The organism is Marinobacterium maritimum (assembly GCF_039523155.1).
GTDB classification, from domain to species: Bacteria; Pseudomonadota; Gammaproteobacteria; order Pseudomonadales; family Balneatricaceae; genus Marinobacterium; species Marinobacterium maritimum.
In genome coordinates this window covers 94,876-116,112 of record NZ_BAAAET010000004.1, presented here as the reverse complement: position 1 = coordinate 116,112, position 21,237 = coordinate 94,876, and the positions used below count along the sequence as shown (strand labels likewise).

Sequence of the window (21,237 nt, the reverse complement as noted above, 5' to 3'; positions counted from 1 at the left end):
TGACAAGGTTCCCGGCGCAGAGAACTCCGCGAGGAGCTATAGACAATGAAAGATCTGCTGAATCTGCTGAAGTCCCAGGGACAATCCGAAGAGTTCGACTCCATTCGCGTCTCCCTGGCATCACCGGACATGATCCGTTCCTGGTCCTACGGTGAAGTCAAAAAGCCGGAAACCATCAACTACCGTACCTTCAAGCCGGAGCGTGACGGTCTGTTCTGTGCCAAGATCTTTGGCCCGGTGAAGGACTACGAGTGCCTGTGCGGCAAGTACAAGCGCATGAAGCACCGTGGTGTGATCTGTGAGAAGTGTGGCGTTGAAGTGACCCAGACCAAGGTGCGCCGTGAGCGCATGGGTCACATTGAACTGGCCTCTCCGGTTGCCCACATCTGGTTCCTGAAGTCACTGCCGTCCCGTATCGGCCTGATGCTGGATATGACCCTGCGTGATATCGAGCGCGTGCTGTACTTCGAATCTTTCGTCGTAATCGAGCCGGGCATGACCACCCTCGAGCGTGGCCAGCTGCTCAACGATGAACAGTACTTCGAAGCGCTGGAAGAGTTCGGCGACGAATTCGACGCCCGCATGGGTGCCGAAGCGGTCAAGGAACTGCTGGCTTCCATCGAGCTGGAAGAAGAGTGCCAGCAGCTGCGTGAAGAGCTGCCGCAGACCAACTCCGAGACCAAGATCAAGAAGCTGTCCAAGCGTCTGAAGCTGCTGGAAGCTTTCCACAAGTCCGGCAACAACCCTGCCTGGATGATCATGGAAGTGCTGCCGGTACTGCCGCCGGACCTGCGTCCGCTGGTACCGCTGGATGGTGGTCGTTTCGCGACTTCGGATCTGAACGATCTGTACCGTCGCGTGATCAACCGTAACAACCGTCTGAAGCGCCTGCTCGACCTGAACGCACCGGATATCATCGTGCGCAACGAGAAGCGCATGCTGCAGGAATCCGTCGATGCGCTGCTGGATAACGGCCGTCGCGGCCGTGCCATCACCGGTTCCAACAAGCGCCCGCTGAAATCCCTGGCTGACATGATCAAGGGTAAGCAGGGTCGTTTCCGTCAGAACCTGCTTGGTAAGCGTGTTGACTACTCCGGCCGTTCCGTAATCGTGGTGGGCCCGTACCTGCGTCTGCATCAGTGCGGTCTGCCGAAGAAAATGGCGCTGGAACTGTTCAAGCCGTTCATCTTCTCCAAGCTGGAGCTGCGTGGTCATGCGACCACCATCAAGGCGGCCAAGAAGATGGTCGAGCGCGAAGAGCCGCTGGTATGGGATATCCTCGACGAGGTGATCCGCGAGCATCCGGTACTGCTGAACCGTGCACCGACCCTGCACCGTCTGGGTATCCAGGCGTTCGAGCCGGTACTGATCGAAGGCAAGGCGATCCAGCTGCACCCGCTGGTGTGTGCGGCCTACAACGCCGACTTCGACGGTGACCAGATGGCGGTACACGTACCGCTGACGCTGGAAGCCCAGCTTGAAGCCCGTGCCCTGATGATGTCGACCAACAACATCCTGTCACCGGCCAACGGCGAGCCGATCATCGTACCGTCCCAGGACGTGGTGCTGGGTCTGTACTACATGACCCGTGAGCGCCTGAACGCCCAGGGTGAAGGCATGGTCTTCTCCGACATCAAGGAAGTGCAGCGTGCACACGGTGCCGGTCAGGTTCACCTGCAGGCGCGCATCAAGGTGCGTATTCCTGAGGTGATCCGTGATATCCACGGTAACGTCGAAGAGCGTTACGGTCTGCAGGAGACCACTGTCGGTCGTGCCATGCTGTTCGATATCGTGCCGAATGGACTGCCGTTCTCCCTGGTCAACCAGACCATGAAGAAGAAGTCGATCTCTCGACTGCTGAACGAAGCCTACCGTCGCTGTGGTCTGAAAGACACGGTCATCTTTGCTGACCAGCTGATGTACATGGGCTTCCGTCAGGCGACCATGTCCGGTTCCTCCATCGGTGTGAACGACTTCGAGATCCCGGCCGAGAAGGTCACCATCATCGCTGAGGCAGATGCCGAGGTGAAGGAGATCGAGCGTCAGTTCGCCGACGGTCTGGTAACCCAGGGCGAGAAGTACAACAAGGTTATCGACATCTGGTCCCGCGCCAACGAACTGCTGGCGAAGAAGATGATGGACAACCTGAAGGTCGATATCGTCACCGATGCCGAAGGCAACCAGGTCGAGCAGGAGTCGTTCAACTCCGTCTACATGATGGCCGACTCCGGTGCGCGAGGCAGTGCCGCCCAGATCCGTCAGCTGTCCGGTATGCGTGGTCTGATGGCGAAGCCGGACGGCTCCATCATCGAAACGCCGATCGTGGCAAACTTCCGTGAAGGTCTGAACGTACTCCAGTACTTCATCTCGACCCACGGTGCTCGTAAGGGTCTGGCGGATACGGCACTGAAGACCGCGAACTCCGGTTACCTGACCCGTCGTCTGGTCGACGTGGCACAGGACGTGGTCATCACCGAAGAGGACTGCGGCACCGAGCGTGGCGTCATGGTTCAGCCGATGATCGAAGGCGGTGACGTGATCGTGACTCTGGGTGAGCGTGTCCTGGGCCGTGTTGTGGCCGAAGATGTGCTGAACCCGGCTGAGACCGAAACCCTGATTCCGGCAGGCACGCTGATCGATGAAGCCTGGGTGCACCGTCTGGAGAACGACGAAGCCTATAGCGGCATCGACGAGATCTTCGTGCGCTCCGCGATCACCTGTGAATCTCAGCACGGCATCTGCTCCAACTGTTATGGCCGTGACCTGGGTCGCGGACACCTGGTCAACCGTGGTGAAGCCGTCGGTGTTATCGCGGCACAGTCCATCGGTGAGCCGGGTACCCAGCTGACCATGCGTACCTTCCACATCGGTGGTGCGGCATCTCGAGCAGCGGCTGTCGACAGCATTCAGGTGAAGAACGGCGGTGAAATCCGTCTGCATAACCTGAAGTTCGTAGAACGTACTGACGGTAACCTTGTGGCGACGTCCCGTTCCGGCGAGCTGGGTGTGACCGACGAGCACGGTCGTGAGCGTGAGCGCTACAAGCTGCCGTATGGTGCCATCATCAAGGTGCGTGACGGCTCCAGCGTAGAAGCCGGCGCGGTCGTGGCCAACTGGGATCCGCACACTCACCCGATCGTCACCGAGGTGGCCGGTAAGGTTGAGTTCGTGGGCATGGAAGATGGTATCACCATCAAGCGTCAGACAGATGAGCTGACCGGCCTGTCCACCATCGAGATCCTGGATGCCAAGGACCGTCCGCAGGCGGGCAAGGACATCCGTCCGATGATCAAGCTGGTCGATGCCAACGGTAATGACGTTTACCACTCGGGTACCGAAATGCCGGCGCAGTATCTGCTGCCTGCAAAAGCGATCGTCAACATGAACGATGGCTCAGATGTTCAGATCGGTGACATCCTGGCGCGTATCCCGCAGGAAGGCTCGGTCAACAAGGACATCACCGGTGGTCTGCCGCGTGTTGCCGACCTGTTCGAAGCGCGTAAACCGAAGGAATCCGCCGTGTTGGCCGAGATCTCCGGTGCCGTGACCTTCGGCAAGGAGACCAAGGGCAAGCGTCGTATCGTGATCACGCCGAATGATGGCAATGATCCGGTTGAGATCATGATCCAGAAATGGCGTAACCTGAACGTGTTCGAAGGCGAAAGCGTTGAGCGCGGTGAGGTGATCTCCGATGGTCCGTCCAACGCACACGATATCCTGCGCGTTCTGGGCGTGAAGGATCTGGCCAAGTACATCGTCAGCGAGATCCAGGAGGTTTACCGCCTCCAGGGCGTAGCGATCAACGACAAGCACATCGAAGTAATCGTGCGTCAGATGCTGCGCAAGGCCGAGATTCTGGATGCCGGCGATTCCGACTTCATCCCGGGCGACCAGGTTGAATACCAGGCGATTGTTGAACAGAACAAGCGTCTGGAAGCGGAAGGCAAGATCCCGTGCAAGTACGAACGCGTACTGCTGGGTATCACCAAGGCATCTCTGGCGACCGAGTCCTTCATCTCCGCGGCCTCCTTCCAGGAGACCACCCGCGTACTGACCGAAGGTGCGGTAACCGGCAAGCAGGACTTCCTGCGTGGCCTGAAAGAAAACGTTGTTGTGGGTCGTTTGATCCCGGCCGGTACCGGCCTGGCGTACCACAGCGAACGCAAGCGTAAACGTCAGATGGCAACAGAAGGGGTAACCGTGAGTGCAGAAGAAGTGCAACAGGCACTGACTGAAGCGCTGAACGCCTCCATGTCGCCAGACGCTGAGTAAATATTGCTCAATAATTGACGTGTGGGGCCGGAATTGATTAAAATTCCGGCCCTTTCGTGCTGGAGACAGATCCAGCTTTTAATGGTGCTTATAAACCAAACGTGGAGTTTGCTTAATGGCAACAATCAACCAGTTGGTACGCAAGCCGCGTAAGCGCAAGGTACAGCAGAGCGACGTACGTGCGCTTCAGGCTTGTCCTCAGCGTCGCGGTGTATGTACCCGTGTTTACACTACTACTCCGAAGAAGCCGAACTCGGCTCTGCGTAAAGTATGTCGTGTGCGTCTGACCAACGGCTTTGAAGTGTCTTCCTACATCGGTGGTGAAGGTCACAACCTGCAGGAACACTCCGTTGTTCTGATCCGTGGCGGTCGAGTAAAGGACCTCCCGGGTGTTCGTTACCACACTGTTCGCGGTTCTCTGGACTGCTCCGGTGTTAACGATCGTAAACAGGGTCGTTCCAAGTACGGTACCAAGCGTCCCAAGTCCTGATTCCGTCAGTCCGACGGTAAAGCTGTTCCAGCCGGTGGCCGCTTAGGGTTGCGCAGCTGTTAAAGCAAGACCGAAAGACGATAAGAGTAAGGGCGGATGTGTATACATACCGCATAATCCTGAAGACCTTAAACATTTTTTAGAGGGCTTATCCATGCCAAGAAGACGCGTCGCTGCGAAGCGTGAAATCCTGCCGGATCCTAAGTTCGGTAACATTACACTGGCAAAATTCATCAACCACCTGATGGTACACGGCAAGAAGTCTGTTGCTGAACGTATCGTTTACGGTGCGATGGAAAAAATTGAAGAACGCACCAAGCAGGACCCGCTGGAGCTGTTCGAAAAAGCACTGGAAACCGTACAGCCGCTGGTCGAGGTTAAGTCTCGCCGTGTAGGTGGTGCTACCTACCAGGTGCCTGTAGAAGTACGTCCCGCTCGTCGTATGGCTCTGTCCATGCGCTGGCTCGTAGATGCTGCCCGTAAGCGTGGTGAAAAATCCATGGCGCTGCGTCTCGCTGGTGAGCTGGCTGACGCTGCTGAAGGCCGTGGTGCTGCTGTCAAGAAACGTGAAGACGTGCATCGCATGGCTGAAGCCAACAAGGCTTTCGCTCACTACCGCTTCTAAACATCAGAGGATATTGTCGTGGCTCGTAAGACACCTATCGAGCGCTACCGTAACATCGGTATTTGCGCTCACGTAGACGCCGGCAAGACCACCACCACTGAGCGTATCCTGTTCTACACAGGTCTGTCTCACAAGATTGGTGAAGTACACGATGGTGCGGCTACCATGGACTGGATGGAGCAGGAGCAGGAGCGTGGTATCACCATTACCTCTGCTGCTACTACCGCATTCTGGTCTGGTATGAACCAGCAGTTCGATCAGCACCGCGTCAACATCATCGATACTCCGGGACACGTTGACTTCACTATCGAAGTAGAACGTTCCCTGCGTGTACTGGATGGCGCTGTTGTAGTTCTGTGTGCCTCTTCCGGTGTGCAGCCGCAGACCGAGACTGTATGGCGTCAGGCCAACAAGTACGAAGTACCGCGTATGGTGTTCGTCAACAAGATGGACCGTGCCGGTGCTGACTTCTTCATGGTTGAATCTCAGCTGAAGAAGCGTCTGGGTGCTGTTACTGTGCCGATCAACATTCCGATCGGTGCAGAAGACAACTTCAAGGGCGTCGTCGACCTGATCCGCATGAAAGCTATCATGTGGAACGAAGAAGACCAGGGCATGACCTACGAGCTGGAAGACATCCCGGCTGATCTGCAGGCCAAGGCTGAAGAATACCGCGAGATGATGGTCGAAGCGGCAGCTGAAGCCAGCGAAGAGCTGATGGACAAGTACCTGGAAGAAGGTGAGCTGTCCGAAGAAGAGATCAAGTCTGCTCTGCGTCAGCGTACCCTGGCTAACGAAGTCATCCTGATGCTGGCTGGTTCCGCGTTCAAGAACAAGGGCGTGCAGGCAGTACTGGATGCCGTTATTGAATACCTGCCGTCTCCGACTGAGGTTAAGGCGATCGAAGGTACTCTGGATGATGCGGCTGAAACCGTTGAAACCCGTGAAGCCGACGATAGCGCGCCGTTCTCTGCGCTGGCGTTCAAGATCGCGACCGACCCGTTCGTAGGTACCCTGACCTTCGTGCGTGTTTACTCTGGTGTTCTGAATTCTGGTGACAGCGTATACAACTCTGTCAAGCAGAAGAAAGAGCGTGTTGGTCGTATGGTGCAGATGCACGCCAACAGCCGTGAAGAGATCAAGGAAGTACTGGCAGGTGACATCGCGGCTCTGATCGGCCTGAAAGATGTTACTACTGGTGACACCCTGTGCGACCTGGACAACAAGATCGTCCTGGAGCGTATGGAGTTCCCCGAGCCGGTAATCTCCGTGGCGGTAGAGCCGAAGTCCAAGGCTGACCAGGAGAAGATGGGTATCGCACTGGGCAAACTGGCCCAGGAAGACCCCTCTTTCCGCGTCGAAACCGACGAAGAAACCGGTCAGACTATCATCTCCGGCATGGGTGAATTGCACCTGGATATCCTTGTTGACCGCATGAAGCGTGAGTTCAAGGTAGAAGCCAACATCGGTAAGCCGCAGGTGGCCTACCGTGAGAAGATTCGCTCTGCTGTTGTGGCAAACCACAAGTTTGCTCGTCAGTCCGGTGGTCGTGGTCAGTACGGTCACGTTGTGATCGAATTCACGCCGAGCGATGAAGAAGGTCTGGAGTTCGTGAACGAGATCGTGGGTGGTGCTATTCCGAAGGAATACATCCCGGCCGTTCAGAAAGGTGTCGAAGAGCAGATGAAGAACGGTGTTATCGCCGGCTATCCGCTCATCGGCCTGAAGGCTCGTCTGTACGACGGTTCCTTCCATGAAGTTGACTCCAACGAGATGGCGTTTAAAATCGCCGCATCTCAGGCTCTGAAAAAGTACGCGCAGGAAGCCAATCCGTGCCTGCTGGAGCCGATGATGCAGGTCGAAGTCGTGACCCCTGAAGAATACATGGGTGACGTCATGGGCGACCTGAACCGTCGTCGCGGTCTGGTGCAGGGTATGGAAGATACGACATCTGGTAAGGTGATCAACGCTGAAGTACCGCTGGGTGAAATGTTCGGTTATGCAACCGATCTGCGCTCCGCATCTCAGGGTCGTGCGACTTATTCTATGGAGTTCAAAGGCTACGCCGAAGCTCCGCAGAATATTGCCGAAGCCGTTATTAAGCAGAACTGATAAGCCAATTGCTCAATTAAGAGGATTTAATCGTGGCTAAACAAGCATTTGAACGTAGCAAGCCGCACGTTAACGTAGGTACCATCGGTCACGTTGACCACGGTAAAACCACTCTGACCGCTGCACTGACTCGCGTATGTGCAGAAGTATGGGGCGGCGACGCCGTTGCTTTCGACGGTATCGACAACGCACCGGAAGAGCGTGAGCGTGGTATCACCATCTCTACTTCACACGTAGAGTACGAATCTCCGACTCGCCACTACGCGCACGTAGACTGCCCGGGACACGCTGACTACGTTAAGAACATGATCACTGGTGCTGCTCAGATGGACGGCGCTATCCTGGTATGTTCCGCTGCAGACGGCCCCATGCCGCAGACTCGTGAGCACATCCTGCTGTCTCGTCAGGTTGGCGTACCGTACATCGTTGTGTTCCTGAACAAAGCGGACATGGTTGACGACGAAGAGCTGCTGGAACTGGTTGAAATGGAAGTTCGTGAACTTCTGGACCAGTACGAATTCCCGGGCGACGACACTCCGATCGTTGTGGGTTCTGCTCTGATGGCGCTGAACGGCGAAGACGACAACGGTTACGGTACTTCTGCTGTCAAGAAGCTGGTTGAGACTCTGGATGAGTACATCCCTGAGCCGCAGCGCGCTGTTGACCTGCCGTTCCTGATGCCGATCGAGGACGTATTCTCTATCTCCGGTCGTGGTACCGTAGTAACCGGTCGTATCGAGCGTGGCATCCTGAACGTTGGTGACGAGATCGAAATCGTTGGTATCAAGGACACCACCAAGACTACCTGTACTGGTGTTGAGATGTTCCGCAAGCTGCTGGACCAGGGTCGTGCAGGCGAGAACGTTGGTGCGCTGCTGCGTGGTACCAAGCGTGACGAAGTTGAGCGTGGTCAGGTCCTGGCTAAGCCGGGTTCCATCACTCCGCACACCAAGTTCGAAGGCGAAGTCTACGTACTGAGCAAGGAAGAAGGCGGTCGTCACACTCCGTTCTTCAAGGGCTACCGTCCGCAGTTCTACTTCCGTACCACTGACATCACTGGTGCGTGTGAACTGCCGGAAGGCGTTGAAATGGTAATGCCGGGCGACAACATCCAGATGACTGTTACCCTGATCAACCCGATCGCGATGGAAGACGGTCTGCGCTTCGCCATCCGTGAAGGTGGTCGTACCGTCGGCGCTGGCGTTGTATCCAAAATCATCGAGTAATCCACTCGTTTGATTTGATCTGAAAAAGCCCTCTTCGGAGGGCTTTTTTGTGGCCTTGCGAATGGCTGCTCCTGGCTGGTTAAAAATTAAACTTTTGGTTGACGCTAACCGGTGCAATGAGTAAAATTTGCGTCCCCTTCTTCCTAGGGGTGGTCGGCTATTGCCGTTAAAAAACTAACAGGAAATGCGTGATCAGAATGCAGAACCAAAAAATCAGAATTCGTCTGAAGGCTTTTGATCATCGCCTGATTGACTCATCTGCTCAGGAGATCGTTGAGACTGCTAAGCGGACGGGTGCTCAGGTGCGTGGTCCGATCCCACTTCCTACTCGCAAAGAGCGTTACACCGTACTGGTTTCCCCGCACGTCAACAAAGACGCGCGTGATCAGTACGAAATTCGTACGCACAAGCGTGTTCTGGACATCGTTGAGCCGACAGAAAAAACTGTCGACGCACTGATGAAGCTGGATCTCGCTGCGGGTGTTGAAGTGCAGATCAGCCTCGGCTAATACGCACTGCGCAGAATTATTCAATTAATGAAGCGCTATTTGTGGAATGTCCCTGAAAAGGGCAGCCATAGTGGGTGACAGCCCCGTACACAACTGGCAAGAGGTATAAACATGTCTGTAGGACTTATCGGACGTAAAGCGGGTATGACCCGCATCTTCACTGAAGATGGCGTGTCCGTGCCAGTCACCGTCATCGAGATGGAACCGAACCGTGTGACCAGCGTTAAAACTGTCGAAACTGACGGTTATGCGGCGGTACAGGTGACTACCGGTAGCAAGAAGGCTAACCGCCTGAGCAAGCCGGAAGCAGGTCACTTTGCCAAGGCTGGCGTAGAAGCCGGTCGCGGTTTGTGGGAGTTCCGTGTGAATGGTGACGAGGAAATCAACGTTGGCGATTCGCTGACTGTTGAGCGCTTCGAAGCAGGTCAGAAAATTGACGTTACCGGTCAATCCAAGGGTAAAGGCTTCCAGGGCGGCGTTAAGCGCTGGAACTTCGCTACTCAGGATGCGACTCACGGTAACTCCGTTTCTCACCGTGCTCCGGGTTCCATTGGTCAGTGCCAGACCCCGGGTCGTGTATTCAAAGGTAAAAAGATGGCCGGTCACATGGGTGACGAGCGTTGCACCGTACAGACTCTGGAAGTCGTGCGTGTAGACGCTGAGCGCAACCTGCTGATCGTCAAGGGTGCAATCCCGGGCGCCACCGGCGGCGACGTCATCGTTAAACCTGCTGTTAAAGCACGCGCCTGAGGAGGATTGCTATGAATCTGAATCTGACTGGAGCCACTGGATCGGTCGAAGTATCCGATCTGGCATTTGGTAAAGAGTTCAATGAAGCGCTGGTGCACCAGGTTGTCACTGCCTACATGGCAGCAGGCCGTCAGGGTAGCAAAGCGCAGAAAAACCGTTCCGCAGTATCTGGTGGTGGCGCCAAGCCGTTCCGTCAGAAAGGTACCGGTCGTGCCCGTGCGGGTACTAGCCGTTCACCGCTGTGGCGTGCGGGTGGTGTAACCTTCGCCGCTCAGCCGCGTAACTACGCTCAGAAAGTAAACAAGAAGATGTACCGCGCTGCCATGCGTTGCATCCTGTCTGAGCTGGTGCGTCAGGAGCGTCTGGTTGTCGTTGAAGACTTCCAGCTGGAAGCACCGAAGACCAAGCAGTTTGTTGCCAAGCTGGAAGATCTGAAGCTGGACAACGCGCTGCTGATCACCGAAAACGTCGAGCAGAATCTGTATCTGGCTGCCCGCAACGTTCCGCATGTGGACGTACGCGACGCTGCTGGTATCGACCCGGTTAGCCTGGTTGGTTTCGAGAAGGTCCTGGTGACAGTTCCTGCTCTGAAGAAAATTGAGGAGGTGCTGGCATGAACCCGGAACGCATTTATAAAGTGCTGCTCGGACCGCACATCTCTGAAAAGGCCACCATCGTTGCTGAAGGCAGCGAGCAGGTAGTTTTCCGTGTGGCCAAAGACGCAACCAAGCAGGAAATCAAACAAGCCGTTGAAGAACTGTTCAACGTTAAGGTTGCAGGCGTTAACGTGCTGAACATCAAGGGTAAAACCAAGCGTACCATGCGTGGCATGGGCAAGCGCAACGATGTTCGCAAGGCGTACGTTCGTCTGGCCGAAGGCTCTGAAATCGATTTCCTGGCAGGCGAATAACGAGGGGTTGAACCATGGCAGTTATTAAAGCAAAGCCGACCTCTGCTGGACGTCGTCACGTCGTTAAAGTGGTCAGCGAAGGCCTGCACAAGGGCAAGCCGTTTGCTGCGCTGGTCGAGAAGAAAAGCAAGACTGGTGGTCGTAACAACAACGGTCGTATCACGACTCGTCACATCGGTGGTGGTCACAAGGCTCACTACCGTGTTATCGACTTCCGTCGCAACAAGGATGGTATCCCGGCACAGATTGAGCGCCTGGAATACGATCCGAACCGTTCTGCCAACATCGCGCTGGTGAAGTACGCTGACGGTGAACGTCGCTACATCATCGCGCCGAAAGGTCTGCAGGCCGGTGCTCGCATCATCTCTGGTGATGATGCTGATATCAAAATCGGTAACACTCTGCCGCTGCGTAACATTCCGCTGGGTAGTACTGTTCACTGCGTCGAACTGAAGCCTGGTAAAGGTGCTCAGATCGCGCGTTCAGCAGGAACCTCCGCACAGCTGGTAGCCCGTGAAGGTGCTTACGCGACTCTGCGTCTGCGTTCTGGCGAAACCCGTAAGGTGCTGGTTGATTGCCGCGCTACCTTGGGTGAAGTGAGCAACTCTGAGCACAGCCTGCGTCAGCTGGGTAAAGCTGGTGCCAAGCGCTGGCGTGGTGTTCGTCCGACCGTTCGCGGTGTGGCGATGAACCCGGTTGATCACCCGCATGGTGGTGGTGAGGGTCGTACCTCTGGTGGTCGTCACCCGGTTACTCCGTGGGGCGTGCCGACCAAGGGTCACAAGACTCGCAAGAACAAGCGTACTGATAAACTGATCGTACGCCGTCGTCAGGCTAAATAAGAGGAATCAGCTGTGCCACGTTCACTGAAGAAAGGTCCTTTTATCGACCTTCACCTGCTGAAGAAGGTAGAGGCTGCAATCGAGGCTAACGAACGTCGTCCGATCAAGACCTGGTCACGTCGTTCAACTGTGTTCCCGCAGTTTGTCGGTCTTACCATTGCAGTACACAACGGTCGTCAGCATGTCCCGGTATTCATTACCGAAGACATGGTCGGCCATAAACTGGGCGAGTTCGCTGCGACACGTACATACCGCGGTCATGCAGCCGACAAGAAGGCCAAGAAGAAGTAAGGGAGTAGATGATGGAAGTTATCGCCAAGCACACAGGCGCCCGCATCTCCGCCCAGAAGGCCCGACTGGTCGCTGATCAGATCCGTGGTAAATCTGTGGGCGAAGCTCTGAATATCCTGGCGTTCAGCACGAAGAAAGGTGCCGATCTGGTCAAGAAGGTTCTGGAGTCTGCTATCGCGAATGCGGAGCATAACGAAGGTGCCGATATTGATGATCTGCGCGTATCAGCTGTCTTCGTTGATGAAGGGATGACCATGAAGCGTATCCGGCCGCGTGCCAAGGGTCGCGCCGATCGCATCCTGAAGCGTTCGTCACATATCACCGTCAAGGTGGCAGACTAAGAGCTGATTGCTAGGAGAGTTCAATATGGGTCAGAAAGTCAATCCGACCGGTATTCGGCTTGGTATTGTCAAGGACCATACCTCTGTATGGTACGCCGACAAGGCTGAATACTCTGCAAAGCTGCTGAACGATCTTCAGGTACGTAAGTACCTGGACGAGCAGCTGAAAAATGCATCTGTAAGCCGCATCGAAATCGAGCGTCCGGCACAGAATGCCAAGATCACCATCTACACGGCGCGTCCGGGTATCGTGATCGGCAAGAAAGGCGAAGACGTCGAGAAGCTGCGTAACGCTGTTTCCCAGATGATGGGTGTGCCTGTTCACATCAACATCGAAGAAGTACGCAAGCCGGATCTGGATGCGAAACTGGTTGCACAGAGCGTTGCCAGCCAGCTGGAACGTCGTGTGATGTTCCGTCGTGCCATGAAGCGCGCGGTTCAGAACGCTATGCGTCAGGGCGCCAAAGGCATCAAAATTCAGTTGGGCGGTCGTCTCGGTGGTGCCGAGATCGCGCGTACTGAATGGTATCGTGAAGGTCGTGTACCGCTGCACACTCTGCGTGCGGACATCGATTACGCTACCTACGAAGCCCACACCACTTACGGTGTGATCGGCGTTAAAGTCTGGATCTTCAAGGGTGAAGTCCTCGGTGGTATCGAACAGGTACGTGCCGAGAAGAACGCACCCAAGAAGAAAGGTAAGTGAGGTAGACGTCAATGCTGCAACCGAAACGACTGAAATACCGCAAGGTAATGAAAGGTCGCAACCGTGGCCTGGCACAGCGCGGCAGCAAGGTCAGCTTTGGTGAATTTGCACTGAAAGCGACCGGTCGTGGCCGTATCACTGCTCGCCAGATTGAAGCGGCCCGTCGTACCATGACTCGTCACGTAAAGCGTGGTGGTAAGATCTGGATCCGTGTATTCCCGGACAAGCCGATCACTACCAAGCCGCTTGAAGTACGTATGGGTAAGGGTAAGGGTAGCGTAGAGTACTGGGTTGCCCAGATTCAGCCGGGTAAAGTGCTGTTCGAAATGAGCGGTGTCCCGGAAGAACTGGCTACCGAAGCTTTCGCACTGGCTGCTGCCAAACTGCCGGTTTCTACAACTATTGTTAAGCGGACGGTGATGTAATGAAAACTGCTGAACTGCGTGACAAGTCCGTTGAAGAGCTTCAGCAGGCTCTGCTGGGTCTTCTGAAGGACCAGTTTAACCTGCGTATGCAGAAAGCTACTGGCCAGCTGGCACAGACTCACCTGCTGGGTCAGGTTCGTCGCGATATTGCTCGCGTTAAGACTCTACTGAACGAAAAGCAGGTGACTAAATGAGCGCGGAAAAACGTACTCGTACTGTGACCGGTAAGGTCGTCAGTGACAAGATGGATAAGACCATCACTGTTCTGGTTGAGCGTAAAGAAAAACACCCGATCTACGGTAAGTTTGTGAAGCGCTCCACCAAACTGCATGCTCACGATGAGAAGAATGAGTGTCAGATGGGTGACCTGGTGACTATCGCCGAATCCCGTCCGCTGTCCAAGACCAAAACTTGGTCACTTGTTCGCATTGAAGAGCGTGCAGCAAAGGTGTAAACTAGTGCGCCTTTGCTCCATTATGCCAGTTCACCGCGGCTGAAATGATGTTGCGGTGACGGTTTATACAGTTTGTGGAGTAGACCATGATTCAGACTGAAACGATGCTTGATGTTGCTGACAACAGCGGCGCCAAGCGAGTGCAGTGTATTAAGGTCCTGGGTGGTTCTCACCGCCGCTACGCCTCTGTTGGCGACATCATTAAGGTGACCGTCAAGGAAGCAATTCCGCGTGGCAAGGTAAAGAAAGGCCAGGTACTTAAGGCTGTCGTAGTACGTACCCGTAAAGGTGTTCGTCGTCCGGACGGTTCACTGATCCGCTTTGATACTAACTCTGCGGTTCTGCTGAACGCCAACGACGCTCCGATCGGAACTCGTATCTTCGGGCCAGTAACGCGTGAGCTTCGTACTGAGAAGTTCATGAAGATCATTTCCCTGGCGCCTGAAGTGCTGTAAGACGACTCTTTTGAGTTTGTTCTTATGATGAAAACGCCACTCCCGATAGGGTTTGGCGTTTTTGAGCATGAGAGGGTAGCAGGAAACGACAAGGTAAAATAATGCGTAAGATTCGTCGCGACGATGAAATCATCGTTATCGCAGGTAAAGACAAGGGCAAGCGTGGCAAGGTTATGCGCGTGCTCGCTAACGATCGTCTGATCGTGTCTGGCATCAACATGATCAAGAAGCACCAGAAGCCGAATCCGATGTTGGGTCAGCAGGGTGGTATCGTTGAGAAGGAAGCGGCTATCGCAACTTCTAACGTTGCTATCTTCAACGCGCAGACCGGCAAAGGTGATCGAGTAGGCTTCAAGTTGCTTGAAGACGGCACCAAGGTACGTTTCTTCAAGTCCACCGGCGAACTCGTCGGCGGTGATAAGTAAGAGGGGTTGGTGCAATGTCAAGATTGAAAGCGCTTTACGAAAACGAAATTAAGCAGAAGCTTAAAGAAGAGCTGAGCAGCCCGAACGTCATGGCTGTTCCTCGTGTCACCAAAATCACCCTGAACATGGGTGTGGGTGAAGCTCTGGGTGACAAGAAACAGCTGGAAAACGCTGTGGCTGACATGACTGCAATCGCAGGTCAGAAGCCGGTTGTTACCAAGGCACGTAAATCCATCGCGGGCTTTAAAGTTCGTGAAGGTTGGCCGATCGGCTGTAAAGTCACTCTGCGCGGTCAGCAGATGTGGGAATTCCTGGATCGTCTGGTGGATATCTCCATCCCGCGTATCCGTGACTTCCGTGGCCTGAACCCGAAATCTTTCGATGGTCGTGGCAACTACAGCATGGGCGTGAAAGAGCAGATTATCTTCCCGGAAATCGACTACGACAAGGTCGACAAGCTGCGTGGTCTGGATATCACCATCACCACCACCGCGAAGAACAACGACGAAGGTCGTGCACTGCTGTCTGCGCTGCAGTTCCCGTTCAAGAAATAAGAAGGGTTGAGTAATGGCTAAGGTTTCTATGATCCAGCGTGAGCTCAAGCGCGAAAAACTGGCTGGCAAATACGCCGCCAAACGTGCTGAGCTCAAAGCAATTATCGCAAGCCCGAACAGCTCTGAAGACGAAGTTTGGGATGCACAGGTCGCGCTGCAGAAATTGCCGCGTGATGCTAGCCCGGTGCGCAAGCAGCGTCGTTGCCAGGTTACAGGTCGTCCGCACGCGGTTTACCGCAAGTTCGGACTGTGCCGTAACCAGCTGCGTGAAGCTGCAATGCGCGGAGATGTTCCGGGCCTGAAGAAGGCAAGCTGGTAAGCTTGCTATTGGTAAGCCCAGTGGTCTGGGCAGGCTCTGCCTGCTACCGCACTGAGCTGCACTTAAGAGGACGTTAATAGCATGAGTATGCAAGACACCCTCGCGGATATGTTTACCCGTATCCGCAACGGACACATGGCTGAAAAAGCCCATGTTGCCATGCCGTCTTCCAAGCAGAAGGTTGCAGTTGCAACTGTACTGAAGGATGAAGGCTACATCGCTGACTTCTCTGTTGAAGGTGATGTGAAACCTGTTCTGTCTGTCGAGCTGAAGTACTTCGAAGGCAAGCCGGTTATCGAAGAGATCAAGCGCGTAAGCCGCCCGTCTCTGCGTATCTACAAGAGCGCAGCTGACCTGCCGAAAGTGGCAGATGGTCTGGGTATCGCAATTGTCTCTACCAGCAAAGGCGTCATGACTGATCGCGCTGCTCGCAAAGCAGGCATCGGTGGTGAAGTTATCTGCACGGTCTTCTAAGAGGTATTCCAATGTCACGAATTGCGAAGAAACCCGTAGTTGTACCGGCAGGCGTAGAAGTTAAGCTGGCTGGCCAGTCTCTGGCTGTTAAAGGCAAGAACGGTCAGCTGGACCTGGACCTGCACCCGTCAGTTACTGTTGAGCAGGCTGAAGGTCAGCTGGTATTTGCTCCGCGTGATGGCGCCAAACAGTCCATGGCTCTGGCAGGTACTACACGTGCCCTGGTCAGCAACATGGTTATCGGCGTAAGCGAAGGCTTTTCCAAGACCCTGAATCTGCTGGGTGTTGGTTACCGTGCGCAGGCCAAAGGCAAGGTTGTTAACCTGACGCTTGGCTTCTCTCACCCGATCGATTACGAACTGCCCGAAGGTGTTTCTGCCGAAACCCCGAACAACACTACTATCGTTGTCAGCGGTGCTGACAAACAGCGTGTTGGTCAGGTGGCTGCAGAAATTCGCGCATTCCGTCCGCCTGAGCCGTACAAAGGCAAGGGTGTTCGTTATGCTGATGAATATGTACGCCGTAAAGAGGCTAAGAAGAAGTAAGGCAGGGTCATGAACGATAAAAAACAAGCTCGTATTCGTCGTGCGCGTCGTTCGCGCATGCAGATGCGTGATCAGGGTGCTGTTCGCCTTTGCGTGAACCGCTCTCCGCGTCACATTTACGCGCAGGTTATCTCTGCTGATGGCAGCCAGGTTCTGGCTTCTGCCTCTACAGTGGAAAAGGATCTGCGTGAAGGTGCTACCGGTAACATCGAAGCAGCCAAGAAAGTGGGTGCTCTGATTGCCAGCCGTGCTAAAGAAGCAGGCGTATCCAAGGTAGCGTTTGACCGCTCCGGTTTCAAATACCACGGTCGTGTTGCAGCTCTTGCTGATGCTGCTCGCGAAGGCGGCCTGGAATTCTAAAGGTTTCTAATATGGCAAATCACGAACAGAAAGACGGTGAACTGCAAGAGAAGCTGGTTCAGGTAAACCGCGTCGCTAAAGTGGTAAAAGGCGGTCGTATCTTCGGTTTCACAGCGCTGACTGTCGTTGGTGACGGTAACGGTCGCGTTGGCTTCGGTCGCGGTAAAGCGCGCGAAGTACCTGTTGCTATCCAGAAAGCGATGGAGCAGGCTCGCCGTAACATGATCAGCGTTCAGCTGAACGGCCACACTCTGCAGTACCCGGTGAAAGCCCGTCACGGTGCTTCCAAGGTTTACATGCAGCCGGCATCTGAAGGTACTGGTGTAATCGCCGGTGGTGCGATGCGTGCAGTGCTGGAACTGGCAGGCGTCCACAACGTACTGGCCAAGTGCTACGGTTCTACCAACCCGGTAAACGTAGTGCGTGCAACCATCAACGGTCTGAAGCAGATGTCTGCTCCGGAAGATGTTGCAGCCAAGCGTGGCAAAACCGTCGAAGACATCCTGGAGGGTTAAACCATGGCGAACACTATCAAGGTTACCCTGGTACGCAGCACCATCGGTCGTCTGCCGAAGCACATCCAGACCGTTAAAGGCCTGGGTCTGCGTCGCATCGGTCACACCGTTGAGCTGGAAGATACTCCGGCGGTGCGTGGCATGATCAACAAAGTCAACTACATGGTTCGTGTAGTAGGCGAGTAAGAGGAGTCACCCAATGCGTTTGAATACTCTGCGCCCGGGCGCTGGTTCCAAGCACGCTCCCAAGCGTGTAGGTCGTGGTATCGGCTCCGGTCTGGGTAAAACTTGTGGCCGTGGTCACAAGGGTCAGAAATCCCGCTCTGGCGGCAGTGTTAAGCCGGGTTTTGAAGGCGGTCAGATGCCAATTCAGCGTCGTCTGCCGAAATTCGGTTTCACTTCTCGTCAGGCGCGTTACGTAGCTGAAGTTCGTCTGAACGAACTGGCTGCTGCCGGTGTCGACGTTGTCGATCTGGCTGCGCTGAAACAGGCTGACATCATCCGTGAAGAGATCAAATCTGCACGTGTGATTCTGTCTGGTGAGATCAACAAGGCAGTCACCGTTAAAGGTCTTAAAGTGACCAAAGGTGCACAGGCTGCGATCGAGGCTGCTGGCGGCAAAGTCGAGGCGTAAATGGCTAAACAAGGACAAATACCGGCAGGCATGCAGAGCGGACTGAAAGAGCTTTGGGCTCGACTCAGATTCGTTCTGATCGCGATCATTGTTTACCGGATCGGGGCGCATATCCCCGTTCCCGGTATCAACCCCGATCGCCTTGCTGCGCTGTTTGATCAGAACCAGGGAACTATCCTCAGTCTGTTCAACATGTTTTCGGGTGGTGCACTGGAGCGCATGTCGATCCTGGCACTGGGTATCATGCCCTACATCTCTGCCTCTATCATTATGCAGTTGATGACCGTTGTGAGCCCGCAGCTGGAACAGTTGAAGAAGGAAGGGGAAGCCGGACGGCGTAAAATCAGCCAATATACCCGCTATGGTACGGTCGTTCTGGCGACTCTGCAGGCGTTTGGTATGGCGGTTGGTCTGGCTAATCAGGGTGTCGCCTTCGTGGCTGACTTCAGCTTCTACTTTGTAGCAGTTGTGACTCTGGTGGCAGGTGCTGTCTTCCTGATGTGGCTGGGTGAGCAGATCACCGAGCACGGCATCGGTAACGGTATCTCGATTCTGATCTTTGCCGGTATTGTGGCGGGTCTGCCCAGCGCGATCGGCCAGTCCTTTGAAGCAGCGCGTCAGGGTGATCTCAATATCCTGGCGCTGCTGGCCATCGCTGTCCTGGCGATTGCCACTGTGGGCTTTGTAGTGTTCATGGAACGCGGCCAGCGCCGTATCACCATTAACTATGCAAAGCGTCAGCAGGGCCGTCGCGTGTATGCAGCTCAGTCCAGCCATCTGCCGCTGAAGGTCAACATGGCGGGTGTTATTCCGCCGATCTTCGCTTCCAGCATCCTGCTGTTTCCTGCTTCCGTTGGCCAGTGGTTTGGTCAGTCTGAAGGCATGGAGTGGCTCCAGGATGTGGCTCTGGCATTGGGTCCGGGACAGCCGCTGTACATTCTGCTGTTCGCAATGGCGATTGTATTTTTCTGCTACTTCTACACCGCGATTGTTTTCAATCCGCGTGATGTGGCAGATAACCTGAAAAAATCAGGTGCCTTTATTCCAGGGATCCGTCCTGGTGATCAGTCTGCACGGTACATCGACTCCGTGCTGAGCCGTCTGACTCTGTTTGGCGCGCTTTACATCACAGCGGTTTCACTGATGCCCCAGTTCCTGGTGGTAGCGTGGAACGTGCCGTTCTACTTCGGCGGTACTTCACTGCTGATCGTAGTGGTTGTGGTGATGGACTTCATGGCGCAGGTGCAATCACACCTGATGTCACACCAGTATGAGTCCCTGATGAAAAAATCGAATCTTAAAGGCGGCGCAGGTCTCCTGCGCTAAGCCTAACGAGGTGGATCATGAAAGTACGCGCATCTGTCAAAAAGATTTGCCGTAACTGCAAGATCGTACGCCGCAACGGTTCCGTGCGCGTGATCTGCAAAGTGGAACCCCGACACAAGCAGCGCCAGGGTTAATCCACAGCTGGCCGGGAGTGGAAGCGCGCAGCCTTGATTTATTTTTGATCAGGGTATATTATTGCGCGCCTTCCACGAACTAAAGAATGATTGGTTCTGGTGAGCATCTCCCAGAACACTAATATGGAGTACATTGAATGGCCCGTATAGCTGGCGTCAATATTCCTGACAATAAGCATGCGGTAATTTCTCTGACTTACATTTTCGGGATTGGCCGCACGACTGCCAACCAGATCTGCGAAGCGACCGGCATTGCGCCGAGCACCAAAATCGCAGACCTGTCTGAAGAGCAGCTCGATAATGTTCGTGGTGAAGTTGCCAAGTTGACTGTAGAAGGCGATTTGCGTCGTGAAGTCAACATGAACATCAAGCGTCTTATGGACCTCGGTTGCTACCGTGGCCTGCGTCACCGTCGTAACCTGCCGGTACGTGGTCAGCGCAGCAAGACGAATGCGCGTACCCGTAAAGGACCGCGCAAGCCGATCCGTAAGTAAGCGATAGGAATTTCCGAATATGGCTAAGCCAGGTAATCGCACTCGTAAAAAGGTTAAAAAGCAGGTGGCGGATGGCCTCGCGCACATCCATGCCTCTTTTAACAACACCATCATCACTATTACCGATCGCCAGGGTAACGCTCTGAGCTGGGCAACTTCAGGTGGCTCCGGCTTCCGTGGTTCCCGTAAGAGCACCCCGTTCGCAGCTCAGGTTGCGGCCGAGCGTGCCGGTCAGGCAGCTCTGGAATACGGTCTGAAAAACCTCGACGTGTTTGTGAAGGGCCCGGGACCGGGTCGTGAATCCGCTGTTCGTGCCCTGAACGGCTGTGGTTACAAAATCACAAACATCACGGACGTGACACCGATTCCGCACAACGGTTGTCGTCCGCCGAAGAAGCGTCGCGTTTAATCTGGAGACGGTAATATGGCTCGTTATCTTGGACCAAAGTGCAAGCTGTCCCGTCGTGAAGGCACCGACCTCTTCCTGAAGAGTGGTGTCCGCGCGCTTGATAGCAAGTGCAAAGCAGAAACAGTACCTGGTGTTCACGGCGCCCGTCGCGGTCGTCTGTCTGAATACGGTCTGCAGCTGCGTGAAAAACAGAAAGTACGTCGCATCTACGGCGTACTGGAACGTCAGTTCCGTGGTTACTACAAAGAGGCTGCACGCCGTAAGGGTGCAACCGGTGAAAACCTGCTCCAGCTGCTGGAAGGCCGTCTGGACAACGTTGTATACCGCATGGGTTACGGTTCTACCCGTGCTGAAGCACGTCAGGTTGTCTCTCACCGTCAGATCACTGTCAACGGTCAGGTTGTGAACATTCCTTCCTACCAGGTACAGGCTGGCGACGTAGTAGCAGTTCGCGAAAAAGCCAAAAACCAGCTGCGTATCAAACACGCTCTGGAACTGGCTGCTCAGCGTGCTCCGGTTGAGTGGGTTGAAGTTGACTCTGCGAAGATGGAAGGTACTTTCAAGTCCCTGCCGGAACGTAGTGATCTGTCAGCCGACATCAACGAGCACCTGATTGTCGAGCTCTACTCGAAGTAATTTT

The 21,237-nt window shown here is 54.8% G+C and carries 31 protein-coding genes; all 31 read left to right on the top strand.

Going from position 1 to position 21,237, the window contains the following annotated elements; translation table 11 throughout:
- Window positions 1-45: 45 nt before the first annotated feature.
- The 31 genes from rpoC (at window position 46) to rpsD (ending at window position 21,233) form a co-directional block, all read left to right on the top strand.
- Window positions 46-4,272 carry a DNA-directed RNA polymerase subunit beta' gene (gene rpoC, locus ABD013_RS15200; RefSeq protein WP_343807774.1) on the top strand — a complete coding sequence of 1,409 codons (4,227 nt, stop codon included), beginning with the start codon at window positions 46-48 and terminating at the stop codon, window positions 4,270-4,272.
- Window positions 4,273-4,387: 115 nt separating this feature from the next.
- Window positions 4,388-4,762, top strand: coding sequence for a 30S ribosomal protein S12 (rpsL, locus tag ABD013_RS15195; protein WP_010325525.1), 375 nt, complete (start codon window positions 4,388-4,390; stop codon window positions 4,760-4,762).
- A 154-nt stretch (window positions 4,763-4,916) separates the two neighbouring features.
- On the top strand, window positions 4,917-5,387 hold the full coding sequence (rpsG, locus tag ABD013_RS15190; protein WP_343807771.1) for a 30S ribosomal protein S7: 471 nt from the start codon (window positions 4,917-4,919) through the stop codon (window positions 5,385-5,387).
- An 18-nt stretch (window positions 5,388-5,405) separates the two neighbouring features.
- Window positions 5,406-7,499, top strand: coding sequence for an elongation factor G (fusA, locus tag ABD013_RS15185; RefSeq protein ID WP_343807768.1), 2,094 nt, complete (start codon window positions 5,406-5,408; stop codon window positions 7,497-7,499).
- Between the two features lie 32 nt (window positions 7,500-7,531).
- Window positions 7,532-8,725 carry an elongation factor Tu gene (gene tuf, locus ABD013_RS15180; protein ID WP_343807765.1) on the top strand — a complete coding sequence of 398 codons (1,194 nt, stop codon included), beginning with the start codon at window positions 7,532-7,534 and terminating at the stop codon, window positions 8,723-8,725.
- A gap of 197 nt (window positions 8,726-8,922) precedes the next feature.
- Complete coding sequence (gene rpsJ, locus ABD013_RS15175) at window positions 8,923-9,234, top strand: 30S ribosomal protein S10 (protein ID WP_181736727.1); 312 nt, start codon at window positions 8,923-8,925, stop codon at window positions 9,232-9,234.
- Between the two features lie 111 nt (window positions 9,235-9,345).
- Window positions 9,346-9,984, top strand: a complete 639-nt coding sequence (gene rplC, locus ABD013_RS15170) for a 50S ribosomal protein L3 (protein WP_343807760.1) — start codon at window positions 9,346-9,348, stop codon at window positions 9,982-9,984.
- Between the two features lie 11 nt (window positions 9,985-9,995).
- Entirely contained in the window at window positions 9,996-10,601 is a 606-nt protein-coding gene (rplD, locus tag ABD013_RS15165) for a 50S ribosomal protein L4 (protein WP_343807757.1), read from the top strand.
- Window positions 10,598-10,894: a 50S ribosomal protein L23 gene (gene rplW / locus ABD013_RS15160; RefSeq protein ID WP_343807754.1), complete on the top strand. Its 297-nt coding sequence runs from the start codon at window positions 10,598-10,600 to the stop codon at window positions 10,892-10,894. Before rplD ends, rplW begins: the two co-directional genes overlap by 4 nt.
- Before the next feature lie 14 nt (window positions 10,895-10,908).
- Window positions 10,909-11,736, top strand: a complete 828-nt coding sequence (gene rplB, locus ABD013_RS15155) for a 50S ribosomal protein L2 (protein ID WP_343807751.1) — start codon at window positions 10,909-10,911, stop codon at window positions 11,734-11,736.
- A 12-nt stretch (window positions 11,737-11,748) separates the two neighbouring features.
- On the top strand, window positions 11,749-12,027 hold the full coding sequence (rpsS, locus tag ABD013_RS15150) for a 30S ribosomal protein S19 (RefSeq protein ID WP_010324100.1): 279 nt from the start codon (window positions 11,749-11,751) through the stop codon (window positions 12,025-12,027).
- Window positions 12,028-12,035: 8 nt separating this feature from the next.
- Window positions 12,036-12,368 (top strand): 50S ribosomal protein L22, encoded by a 333-nt coding sequence (gene rplV / locus ABD013_RS15145; protein ID WP_425543414.1) that lies wholly within the window; start codon window positions 12,036-12,038, stop codon window positions 12,366-12,368.
- 25 nt (window positions 12,369-12,393) lie between these two features.
- Window positions 12,394-13,074 (top strand): 30S ribosomal protein S3, encoded by a 681-nt coding sequence (gene rpsC / locus ABD013_RS15140; RefSeq protein WP_343807748.1) that lies wholly within the window; start codon window positions 12,394-12,396, stop codon window positions 13,072-13,074.
- 11 nt (window positions 13,075-13,085) lie between these two features.
- Complete coding sequence (rplP, locus tag ABD013_RS15135) at window positions 13,086-13,499, top strand: 50S ribosomal protein L16 (protein WP_343807745.1); 414 nt, start codon at window positions 13,086-13,088, stop codon at window positions 13,497-13,499.
- Window positions 13,499-13,693, top strand: a complete 195-nt coding sequence (rpmC, locus tag ABD013_RS15130) for a 50S ribosomal protein L29 (protein ID WP_343807742.1) — start codon at window positions 13,499-13,501, stop codon at window positions 13,691-13,693. The genes rplP and rpmC overlap by 1 nt, the downstream gene beginning before the upstream one ends.
- The gene (gene rpsQ, locus ABD013_RS15125) at window positions 13,690-13,953 is read left to right on the top strand and encodes a 30S ribosomal protein S17 (RefSeq protein ID WP_106591412.1); all 264 of its coding nucleotides are present in this window, start codon (window positions 13,690-13,692) and stop codon (window positions 13,951-13,953) included. The genes rpmC and rpsQ overlap by 4 nt, the downstream gene beginning before the upstream one ends.
- 86 nt (window positions 13,954-14,039) lie before the next feature.
- Complete coding sequence (gene rplN / locus ABD013_RS15120) at window positions 14,040-14,408, top strand: 50S ribosomal protein L14 (RefSeq protein WP_239040617.1); 369 nt, start codon at window positions 14,040-14,042, stop codon at window positions 14,406-14,408.
- Window positions 14,409-14,509: 101 nt separating this feature from the next.
- A complete protein-coding gene (gene rplX, locus ABD013_RS15115) occupies window positions 14,510-14,833 on the top strand; it encodes a 50S ribosomal protein L24 (protein WP_343807739.1) in 324 nt (107 codons plus the stop codon).
- A gap of 14 nt (window positions 14,834-14,847) precedes the next feature.
- The gene (rplE, locus tag ABD013_RS15110; RefSeq protein ID WP_343807736.1) at window positions 14,848-15,387 is read left to right on the top strand and encodes a 50S ribosomal protein L5; all 540 of its coding nucleotides are present in this window, start codon (window positions 14,848-14,850) and stop codon (window positions 15,385-15,387) included.
- 13 nt (window positions 15,388-15,400) lie between these two features.
- Complete coding sequence (rpsN, locus tag ABD013_RS15105; RefSeq protein WP_343807733.1) at window positions 15,401-15,706, top strand: 30S ribosomal protein S14; 306 nt, start codon at window positions 15,401-15,403, stop codon at window positions 15,704-15,706.
- Between the two features lie 81 nt (window positions 15,707-15,787).
- A complete protein-coding gene (rpsH, locus tag ABD013_RS15100; RefSeq protein ID WP_343807730.1) occupies window positions 15,788-16,180 on the top strand; it encodes a 30S ribosomal protein S8 in 393 nt (130 codons plus the stop codon).
- Window positions 16,181-16,191: 11 nt separating this feature from the next.
- A complete protein-coding gene (gene rplF, locus ABD013_RS15095; RefSeq protein WP_343807727.1) occupies window positions 16,192-16,725 on the top strand; it encodes a 50S ribosomal protein L6 in 534 nt (177 codons plus the stop codon).
- Between the two features lie 9 nt (window positions 16,726-16,734).
- Window positions 16,735-17,085 (top strand): 50S ribosomal protein L18, encoded by a 351-nt coding sequence (rplR, locus tag ABD013_RS15090; RefSeq protein ID WP_343807724.1) that lies wholly within the window; start codon window positions 16,735-16,737, stop codon window positions 17,083-17,085.
- A gap of 11 nt (window positions 17,086-17,096) precedes the next feature.
- A complete protein-coding gene (gene rpsE / locus ABD013_RS15085) occupies window positions 17,097-17,600 on the top strand; it encodes a 30S ribosomal protein S5 (protein ID WP_343807721.1) in 504 nt (167 codons plus the stop codon).
- A 3-nt stretch (window positions 17,601-17,603) separates the two neighbouring features.
- Window positions 17,604-17,786 carry a 50S ribosomal protein L30 gene (gene rpmD, locus ABD013_RS15080; protein ID WP_343807718.1) on the top strand — a complete coding sequence of 61 codons (183 nt, stop codon included), beginning with the start codon at window positions 17,604-17,606 and terminating at the stop codon, window positions 17,784-17,786.
- Window positions 17,787-17,799: 13 nt separating this feature from the next.
- Window positions 17,800-18,234, top strand: a complete 435-nt coding sequence (gene rplO / locus ABD013_RS15075; RefSeq protein ID WP_343807715.1) for a 50S ribosomal protein L15 — start codon at window positions 17,800-17,802, stop codon at window positions 18,232-18,234.
- The gene (secY, locus tag ABD013_RS15070) at window positions 18,235-19,560 is read left to right on the top strand and encodes a preprotein translocase subunit SecY (RefSeq protein WP_343807712.1); all 1,326 of its coding nucleotides are present in this window, start codon (window positions 18,235-18,237) and stop codon (window positions 19,558-19,560) included. It begins immediately after the preceding gene.
- 17 nt (window positions 19,561-19,577) lie between these two features.
- Window positions 19,578-19,694 carry a 50S ribosomal protein L36 gene (rpmJ, locus tag ABD013_RS15065; RefSeq protein WP_007021200.1) on the top strand — a complete coding sequence of 39 codons (117 nt, stop codon included), beginning with the start codon at window positions 19,578-19,580 and terminating at the stop codon, window positions 19,692-19,694.
- A gap of 137 nt (window positions 19,695-19,831) precedes the next feature.
- Window positions 19,832-20,188, top strand: coding sequence for a 30S ribosomal protein S13 (gene rpsM / locus ABD013_RS15060; RefSeq protein ID WP_343807709.1), 357 nt, complete (start codon window positions 19,832-19,834; stop codon window positions 20,186-20,188).
- 19 nt (window positions 20,189-20,207) lie between these two features.
- The gene (gene rpsK, locus ABD013_RS15055) at window positions 20,208-20,597 is read left to right on the top strand and encodes a 30S ribosomal protein S11 (protein WP_010324082.1); all 390 of its coding nucleotides are present in this window, start codon (window positions 20,208-20,210) and stop codon (window positions 20,595-20,597) included.
- 15 nt (window positions 20,598-20,612) lie between these two features.
- Window positions 20,613-21,233 carry a 30S ribosomal protein S4 gene (rpsD, locus tag ABD013_RS15050; RefSeq protein WP_343807704.1) on the top strand — a complete coding sequence of 207 codons (621 nt, stop codon included), beginning with the start codon at window positions 20,613-20,615 and terminating at the stop codon, window positions 21,231-21,233.
- Window positions 21,234-21,237 lie beyond the last annotated feature (4 nt).